The sequence below is a fragment of the Streptomyces mesophilus genome, assembly GCF_011044995.1.
GTDB lineage: Bacteria > Actinomycetota > Actinomycetes > Streptomycetales > Streptomycetaceae > Streptomyces > Streptomyces mesophilus.
The window spans coordinates 1-8,344 of sequence record NZ_JAAKZW010000304.1 but is presented as its reverse complement, the minus strand read 5'-3'; the positions used below and the strand labels follow the sequence as shown (position 1 = coordinate 8,344).

Annotated in this window: 10 protein-coding genes; 6 read left to right on the top strand and 4 right to left on the bottom strand. The window is 72.5% G+C overall.

What is annotated here, in order from left to right; translation table 11 throughout:
- Nucleotides 1-32: 32 nt before the first annotated feature.
- On the bottom strand, nucleotides 33-416 hold the full coding sequence (gene cutA, locus G6045_RS37370) for a divalent-cation tolerance protein CutA (protein WP_165336692.1): 384 nt from the start codon (nucleotides 414-416) through the stop codon (nucleotides 33-35).
- A 239-nt stretch (nucleotides 417-655) separates the two neighbouring features.
- On the opposite strand from cutA, the gene G6045_RS37365 reads away from it, so the two are divergent.
- Nucleotides 656-1,417 (top strand): hypothetical protein, encoded by a 762-nt coding sequence (locus G6045_RS37365; RefSeq protein WP_165336689.1) that lies wholly within the window; start codon nucleotides 656-658, stop codon nucleotides 1,415-1,417.
- The gene (locus G6045_RS37360; protein ID WP_235968549.1) at nucleotides 1,414-2,667 is read left to right on the top strand and encodes a sensor histidine kinase; all 1,254 of its coding nucleotides are present in this window, start codon (nucleotides 1,414-1,416) and stop codon (nucleotides 2,665-2,667) included. The genes G6045_RS37365 and G6045_RS37360 overlap by 4 nt, the downstream gene beginning before the upstream one ends.
- 40 nt (nucleotides 2,668-2,707) lie before the next feature.
- On the opposite strand, the gene G6045_RS37355 is transcribed toward G6045_RS37360, so the two are convergent.
- Complete coding sequence (locus G6045_RS37355) at nucleotides 2,708-3,325, bottom strand: NADPH-dependent FMN reductase (protein ID WP_235968548.1); 618 nt, start codon at nucleotides 3,323-3,325, stop codon at nucleotides 2,708-2,710.
- A 53-nt stretch (nucleotides 3,326-3,378) separates the two neighbouring features.
- Between G6045_RS37355 and soxR the strand changes: the two genes are divergently transcribed.
- The 4 genes from soxR to G6045_RS37335 all read left to right on the top strand — a co-directional run bounded on the left by soxR (nucleotide 3,379) and on the right by G6045_RS37335 (nucleotide 6,359).
- Nucleotides 3,379-3,873, top strand: a complete 495-nt coding sequence (soxR, locus tag G6045_RS37350) for a redox-sensitive transcriptional activator SoxR (protein ID WP_165336687.1) — start codon at nucleotides 3,379-3,381, stop codon at nucleotides 3,871-3,873.
- A gap of 87 nt (nucleotides 3,874-3,960) precedes the next feature.
- Nucleotides 3,961-4,743: an aminotransferase class IV gene (locus G6045_RS37345; RefSeq protein WP_165336686.1), complete on the top strand. Its 783-nt coding sequence runs from the start codon at nucleotides 3,961-3,963 to the stop codon at nucleotides 4,741-4,743.
- 274 nt (nucleotides 4,744-5,017) lie between these two features.
- Nucleotides 5,018-5,545, top strand: a complete 528-nt coding sequence (locus tag G6045_RS37340) for a hypothetical protein (protein WP_165336685.1) — start codon at nucleotides 5,018-5,020, stop codon at nucleotides 5,543-5,545.
- Nucleotides 5,546-5,732: 187 nt separating this feature from the next.
- A complete protein-coding gene (locus tag G6045_RS37335; protein ID WP_165336690.1) occupies nucleotides 5,733-6,359 on the top strand; it encodes a class F sortase in 627 nt (208 codons plus the stop codon).
- A 4-nt stretch (nucleotides 6,360-6,363) separates the two neighbouring features.
- Here G6045_RS37335 and G6045_RS37330 read toward each other — a convergent pair whose 3' ends face one another.
- On the bottom strand, nucleotides 6,364-7,146 hold the full coding sequence (locus tag G6045_RS37330; protein WP_165336684.1) for a sulfite exporter TauE/SafE family protein: 783 nt from the start codon (nucleotides 7,144-7,146) through the stop codon (nucleotides 6,364-6,366).
- A gap of 177 nt (nucleotides 7,147-7,323) precedes the next feature.
- Nucleotides 7,324-8,199 carry an aminoglycoside phosphotransferase family protein gene (locus tag G6045_RS37325; protein ID WP_165336683.1) on the bottom strand — a complete coding sequence of 292 codons (876 nt, stop codon included), beginning with the start codon at nucleotides 8,197-8,199 and terminating at the stop codon, nucleotides 7,324-7,326.
- Between the last annotated feature and the right edge of the window lie 145 nt (nucleotides 8,200-8,344).

The following is an 8,344-nucleotide window of genomic DNA, read 5'->3' as shown; positions in this document are numbered from 1 at the left end:
GTCGGCCCCGCTCCCCGCCCCGTCGGCTCCCCTCACGGAGTCGTCTCCCTGCGGACCCAGTCCAGATACGCCGCGCTGCCCGCCGCGACCGGGGTCGCGATGATCTCGGGGGTGTCGTAGTCGTGCGCCTCCTGGAGCCACTCCTGCAGGTGCGGATAGCGCTCCGCCGTGGTCTTGAACAGGATCTGCCACTCCTCGGACGTCTCGAGCTTCCCCTCCCAGCGGTACACCGACGTGACCGGCGCGGAGATCTGCGCACAGGCCGCGAGCCGTGCGTCGACCGCACCGCGCGCGAGCAGTTGGGCCTTGAGCGCCGCGTCCGTCGTCGTCAGAACCGTCCACACACCGGAGGCCGCGGACAGCTCCGCACCGTCCTCGCCCTTGCCTCCCGTACCGTCCCCCGCACCCGTGCCCATACTCACGTCCACGCCTTCCTTTCCGCAGTCGAGTTGCCCTGGAACCCCAGGACGAAAGTCCCTATTTGTCGGTATTCGTCACTACTGGCCCTGACTGTTACATAACGGGCGGGTTTCCGTGATGCACGCCCTTTACCGTTCCATTGTGGTGGCCGACCCCTCGCCGAATCCCCGGCATCCCCCTGGTCGGCCACCACCCCCCGCTCCGGAGCCCGCGAGACCTACCTGGACCGCACGCCATGAACTCCCGTCCCCGCCACCTGCCGCAGGCCGTGGCCGTAGCCGCCCTGGCCGCCGCGCTGCTCGCGGGCTGTGGGGACCGCAACGGTCTCGACGCGGGCACTCCGGCCCCCGCCGTATCCGAGCAGCCGCACCCCGAGGCCGTATGGCCGGCCTGGTCGGAGTCGCTGCCGAAAGCGCTCGGCGACGGGGCGGCAGGACAGGAACCGCCGGCGGCGCTCAAGGGTCTCTCCGTGCCCGAGGACGGTTTCGCCAAGACGGCCGTACGCGATGTGCTGCGCGCGGACCCGGACATGCGCGGCTACGCCCGGCTCCGTGACATCTCCGGACCGGGCCGCTCCGGCATCCGGCCGCCGCGCCTCGTCGATCTGACCGGGGACGGCCGGCCCGAACTGGTCGTCGCCGTCGACACCCCCTCCGGACGTACGGTCGTCGCGGTCTACACGGCACGCGACGGCAAGGCGTACCGCATCCTCAAGTCCGGCGGGCAGCGGCCGTGCATCGAGACGGTCGGCAGCGATCTGCTCCTGCGCACCCCGAAGGAAGGCGGCGAGAACGCCGTGCGCTACCACTGGAACGGGGTGCAGCTCGCCGCGCTCAGCGACACCACGACCTATCCGCGCAACCAGTCCGCCTCCCCCTCGTCCTCGCACCCGCGCGATCACACCCGCCCCTGCCCCACGGACGGGTCCGCCGACGGGGCCGCGGGCGGGTCCACGGACGGGCCCACCGGCGGATCCCGTGAAGAGTCCGGCCGATGACCCGCCGGATGCGCGCCAGGCTCAACGGTCTCGGCCTGCGCTGGAAGATCGCCGCGCTGCTCGCCTCCGGCTGCGCCCTGGTCGCGCTCGCGATCGGTGGTCTGATCCACCACGCCCGCTACGAGCAGATCTCCGACCAGGCGCGGGCCAACGCGACCGCCGAACTGATCCGCGTACGGAAGGTGTACGTGGCGACCGGCAGCGTCGACCACGAGGACTCGGCGGCCGCGGTCGACTCCCCCGCCCTGCCGTCCCCCCTGCGCAAGGCGGCCCTGGAGAAGCGGCGGACGACCTATCTGGAGCTGGACGCCCGGCATCCGGCGGTCTGGGCGGCGCGGCCGATCGGTGAGAAGTCGGTGCTCTCGGTGAAGCTGCCGCTGGACGAGGTGCGCGACGAACTGCGGGATCTGGACCGGCAGTTGATCGCCTGGGGCACGGTCGTCGTGGCGCTCGCGGCACTCGGCGGCGGCGCCCTGGCCAGCCGGGTGAGCCGCGATCTGCGGACGGCGGCGGCCACGGCGCGCAAGATCAGCGGAGGCGATCTGGACGCCCGGATCAACCACCCGCGCCCTCCTCGTACGAAGGACGAAGTGGCGGAACTCGCCTGCGCCGTGGACACGATGGCCACGACGCTGCAGCAACGCCTCGAGGCCGAGCAGCGGTTCACCGCGGACGTCGCCCATGAACTGCGCACCCCGCTGACCGGACTGCAGACCGCCGCCGAACTGCTGCCGCCGGGCCGGCCCACCGAACTCGTACGCAACCGGGTGGCCGCGCTGCGCACGCTCACCGAGGATCTGCTCGAAGTCGCCCGGCTCGACGCGCGGATCGAGCAGCCCGATCTCGAGGTGCATCCACTCGGGAAGCTGGTGGAGGGGATCATTCAACGGGCCGGTTACAAGGCGGAGTTCACCAGCGGCACGGATGCGCTGGTGCGGACCGACGCACGCCGCCTGGAGCGCATTCTGACCAACCTGATCGTGAACGCGCGGCGGCACGGCTGCGCCCCGATCGAGATCCTCGTGTCGGGCGCCTCGGTGACGGTGCGCGACCACGGCCCCGGCTTCCCCGGGCATCTGCTCGCCGAGGGTCCGCAGCGCTTCCTGACCGGCGCGAAGGAGCGCGGCCAGGGCACGGGGCTCGGTCTGACCATCGCGCTCGGGCAGGCCGAAGTGATCGGCGCGCGGGTCGCGTTGAGCAATGCGGACGACGGCGGCGCGCTGGCCACCGTCGTCCTTCCCGAGGGCTGACTCAGCACGCCGGTTCGGGCCCGGGGGCTGACTCGCCACGTCAGTACGGGCGCACCGCCTTGGCCTCGCGCAGGGCCAGCGCCCACCAGGTCAGGCGGTCGAGCAGCAGCTTCGCGGCGGCGTCGCACCCGGTCGGATCGCGGTGGCCGCCCTGCTCGTCGAAGTCGCCGAAGGCGTTGTGGAAGGAGACGGTGTCGCGGACGGTGACGGCGTGCAACTCGGCGAACACCGCTCGCAGTTGCTCGACCGCGCGCAGACCGCCGGAGACTCCGCCGTACGAGACGAAGCCGACGGGCTTGGCCTGCCATTCGGTGAAGTGCCAGTCGATGAGGTTCTTGAGGGCGGCCGGGAACGAGTGGTTGTACTCGGGCGTGAGCACCACGAAGGCATCGGCGGCGGCGAGCTTCGGGGTCACGGCGGCGAGCCGCTCCTGGACTTCGGCGGAGGGCTGGTGGGACAGGGCGGTGGGCAGGTCGTGCTCGGCCAGGTCCACGACCTCGATGTCGAGATCGGCACGTGCGCGGGCCCGGGAGAGGAACCAGTCGGCGATCACGGGGCCGAAGCGGCCGTGCCGGTTGGAGCCGATCACCAGGGCGAGCTTCACCGGGGAGCGGTCGGCGGCGACGGACAGGGCTGCGGGTTCAGCAACGGTTGTCATGCGGTTCAGCCTCATACTTAAACCATGGTTCAGGTCAAGCTAGCCTTGCGCACATGACTTCTCTCGCCTGGGACGCCAAGGAAGCCACCGTCGGAGAACTGGCCGAACGCAGCGGAGTCGCGCCCTCCGCGCTCAGGTTCTACGAACGCGAAGGGCTGATCACCTCCCGCCGGACCACCGGCAACCAACGGCGCTACAGCCGCGACACCTTGCGCCGCGTCGCCTTCATCCGCACCTCGCAGAAGCTCGGCATCCCGCTCGCCACCATCCGCGAGGTGCTCGCGCTGCTGCCCGAGGACCGCACCCCGACCCGTGAGGACTGGGCGCGGATCTCGGAGTGCTGGCGCGACGACCTGGACCAGCGGATCCGGACGCTGCAGCGGCTGCGGGACAACCTGACGGACTGCATCGGCTGCGGCTGTCTGTCGATCGACCGCTGCCGCCTCTCGAACCCGTACGACGCACTCGGCGCCCACGGGCCGGGGCCGCGCCGCCTCCTGGAGGAGGACCCGGCCTGCACACCGGCCGAGTGCGGGACGGAGGGCTGACCGCGAAGGGCGCGGGACCGAGCGGTGACTCCGACGGGCACGGGACCGAGGGCTGACGGCGCCGGGCGGCGCGTCTACCGTTCCCCCATGACCCCACTCCCCCTGCTCCGTATCGAGATCGACGGCCGTCCCGCCGACACCGAGGCCCTGCTGCACCCCGCCACCACCGCGTACGGGCACTTCACCGCGCTGCAGGTGCGCGGCGGCGCCACCCAGGGGCTCGCGCTGCATCTGGAGCGGCTGCGGAAGGCGACGTACGAACTGTGGGAGAAGGAGCTCGACGGTGAGCGGGTGCGCGCCCTCATCCGGCAGGCGCTCGGGGACGAGTACCGCGACGCCTCCGTACGCGTCCATGTGCACTGCCCCGAGACCACCCCGACGGTCATGGTCACGGTGCGCGGACCGCAGCAGATGTCCACCGCGGCACAGGCGCTGCAGTCCGTCGCGTACCGGCGGCCGGCCGCGCATATCAAGCACCTCGGCGGGTTCGGGCAGGGCTACTACGGGCAGCGGGCACAGGCCGCCGGGTTCGACGACGCGCTGCTCGTCGAGGACGACGGCACGGTCCTCGAAGGGGCCGTCACCAACGTCGGCTTCCTCGACGACACCGGTGTCGTCTGGCCGGCAGGACCCTCCCTCGACGGCATCACGATGCAGCTGATCGAGCCGCGGCTCGACGCGGCCGGGCTGCCCTCGCGCCGCGCGCGGGTCACCCTCGACGGCCTCGGCGCCTTCCGGGCGGCCTTCGTCACCAACTCCCAGGGCCTCGCGCCCGTCAGCCGGATCGACGACACCGCGTTCGCCGTGGACGAGAAGCTGATGGAACGGCTCGGGGAGATCCACGCGGCGGTCCCCTGGGACACGCTCTGAGCGGGGTCACCCGCTGCTCCGAGCCGCGCCACCCGTCGCCCGAGCCGCGTCACCCGTTCACAGGCGCCGCGGCCAACTCGTCCAAGCCCGTACGCGCACGGCGATGACCTGCTGGAACTCCTCGGACACCGGCCCGGGGCGGCCGGTACCGCGGACATCTGACGCTTGGTCGACAGGCGTACGGGGCCCAGTGCCACTTTCCTCGTAAGCAAGGGCGCGACCGAGACGGCGGCACAGGGGGTGCTGCGGGCCGCGCGCTGCCGGAGGAAGCCCCATGCGCATCGCCGCCACCCGTCTGTTCGCAGCATCCGCACTCGTTCTGTCGGCCGGCTTGGCGGCGGCGCCGGCAGTCGCGGACAGCACGGGCACCGGGTCGCTCGAGCTGTACCCGACGAGCGTCACCCCGGGCGCGACGGTCACGGCGAACACCCCCGCCTGCGGCACCAGCGGCACCGCGGCCGGTGACGCCAGCGCCGTGGGCGCCGGCGGCTTCAAACTGCAGCCCACCACCCACGCCCAGGACGCGGTGGGCCGGTTCACGGTGCCGAACTCGGCCTCGCCCGGCACGTATGCGATCCGGGCGAAGTGCGCGGGCGGCGCGGAGGTGTCGGGCGATCTGATCGTCACGCTCACAGCCACCGAGAAACAGCAGGTCGCTCCGAAGGGACATGTGAAGACGGGGGTCGGCGGCGCACTCGGCCCCGACCCCGTGCAGACCGCGGCGGGTGTGGCGGCCCTGGCCGTCGCCGCCGCGGGCGGTACCTGGCTCCTGCATCGCCGGGCGAGAGGCGACGGGATCTGACGGACACCCTCCGCTGTCCACCGGTACCGCCGCCCCCGCCCCCTCCGACGACGCGACCGCACGCGGCCCGGAGGGGGACGAGGGGCTGTGGCTCAGGCGCTCAGGGCGCGGCCGACGAACCCACTGAGGGGGCACGATGGCGTACGACTCCTCCGGCCCCGGAGGCACGAGCGGGCGCGGCCCCGGGCTGCGGCGCTCGCTGAACGTGGCGATAGCCGCGGTGACCGTGCTCGCGCTCGGCTGCGGGGTGTGGCTCCTCCAGCACGGCACCGCCGGCACGACGCCGCCCCAGCCGTCCGCCGCGCAGGCCGCCGACGGTGGCGGGCCGCCCGCGCAGGAGACCGGTGCGCCCGCGCTGCCGCCGTCACCGCCGACCCGTATAACCATCCCGTCGATCAAGGTCGACGCCCCCCTGACCGGCCTCGGTCTGACCAAGGACGGAAGCCTCGAAGTACCGCCCGCCGCGCGGCGCGACCTGGCCGGCTGGTACGAGTCCGGCACGACGCCCGGCGACCGCGGCACCGCGATCGTGGCCGGGCATGTGGACAACGCCGAGGGCCCCTCCGTGTTCTACGCGCTCGGCGCCCTGAAGAAGGGCCAGCCGGTCGAGGTCCGCCGTACCGACGGCCGGACCGCCGTGTTCACGGTCGACGCGGTCGAGGTCTACGACAGCCGCGCCTTCCCCGACGACAAGGTGTACGGCGCGGCCGAGCGCCCCGAACTGCGGGTGATCACCTGTGGGGGCGGCTACTCGAAGAAGACCGGCTATCTGGGGAACGTGGTCGTCTTCGCCCACCTCACGGGTGTGCGCTGACCGCCTACTTGATCCACTGTTCGTACGCCATGGTCGCCACGAGCGAGAACACGACGACGAGCAGCACGATCCGCACGAACCCGCTGCCCTTCTTGAGCGCGGTGTGGGCGCCCACCGTGCCGCCCGCGAGGTTGAAGACGGCCATCAGGGCGGCCAGTTGCCACAGGACCGCGCCCTGCCAGGCGAAGATCCCGAGGGCGCCGGCGTTGGTGCAGACATTGGCGATCTTCGCGGTGGCCGAGGCACGGACCAGGTCGAGGCCGAGTACGGCGGTCAGGGCCAGGACCAGGAAGGTGCCGGTGCCGGGTCCGATGAGCCCGTCGTAGAAGCCGATGCCGAGACCGGCGATCCCGATCGCGGCCCAGATCTGCCGGCGGGTGGCCGGTCCCGTGGCGGGCGCGGAGCCGAAGGAGGGCTTGAGGATCACGAAGGCGGCGACACCGAGCAGCACCACCATGACGATCGGCTTCAGGACCTCGGTGCTCATCCCGGCCGCGAGCGCGGCGCCGCCCATCGAACCGGCCAGGGCGGCGAGTCCGATGCGGATCGCCGTACGGACGTCGATCGGTGTCTTGCGGACATAGGTCACGGCCGCACCGGTCGTGCCGACGATTGCCACCGCCTTGTTGGTGCCGAGCGCGGTGGTCGCCTGGGTGCCGGCGGGGAGCCCGACGAGCAGCGCGGGAAGCAGCAGCAGTCCCCCGCCGCCCACCACCGCATCGATCCAGCCGGCCGCCGCGGCGGCGAGGCAGAGCAGGACGATGACGGTCAGGGGTATGTCGGGCATGATCGCGACCTTAAGTCACGGGATAGGTGGCCCGTCCATCGATATGGCCATGGCTTGAGGGAGTTCTGAGCTTCGCGGCCGCGATTGGCGCGAGGTGCCTGCGGCCGCGGTGGGCGCGTGGCGTCTGCGGCTGCGATTGGCGCGTGGCGTCTGCGGCTGCGATTGGCGCGAGGTGTCTCACCCGGTGAGAGCCGCGGTGATCTGGCGGGTGGTCTGTGCGGCGATACGGGGGCTGACGGCGGCGTACGCGGTGTAGGCGTTCAGTCCGGTGGCCAGGGCCCAGCCGCGGCCCCGCAGCCAAGTGGCGTCGTCCACACCGAGCGCCGTACGGAAGGCGGCCCGGCTGTCGGCGGACAGCAGCGTGAACGCGATCATCAGGTCGGGGGCCGGGTCACCGACACCGAGGCCGCCGAAGTCGATGACCGCGCCGAGGCGGCCGTCGACGGTGAGCAGATTGCCGGTGTGGAAGTCGCCGTGGAACCAGACCGGCGGGCCCTGCCGGCCGGGGGCGTGGAGCGCCGCGTCCCACAGCGCGGTCATCGCCTCGGCGTCGAAGACGCCGTCGGTCTCGGCGATGGCGGCGCGGGTGTCCTGGTCGCGGGCCGCCAGCGGCGCGCCGGAGAGGTCCGGCGAGGCGCCCTCGGTCGTGAACTGCTGGAGGGCGACCAGGAAATGGGCCAGTCCGACGGCGGCCTCGGCCGAGTCGCCCAGCGTCTCGGCGGTCGCCACCTCGCCGTCCAGCCAGCGCGTCACCGCCCAGGGCCACGGGTAGCCGAGGCCCGGCTCGCCCACCGCCACCGGAACGGGGACGGGCAGCGGCAGATGCGGCGCGAGCCGGGGCAGCCAGCGCGCTTCCTTGGCGGCCTGCCCGATGACTCCGGCCTGGCGGGGCAGCCGCACGGACAGCTCGTCCCCGAGGCGGTGGATCACATGGTCGGAGCCGGCCGGGTCCACAAGCGTGAGGGGCAACCCGGACCACTGCGGGAACTGAGTGTCGACCAGCCGCCTGACCAGCGCCGTGGTGATCTCGGGGCGGATATCCGTACCGGCCAACTGCGGCTCCTGACGCCGGCCCGCGCCCTGCGGCGGGCAGTTGGGGCCATCACAGTGCTTCGGGTGTCGGCCTGTCGAGGGGATTTCACGAGGCCGCCGTTCAGGGCGCCGCCTGCGGTTGGGCCGGTCCTGTGGGCAGCCGGTC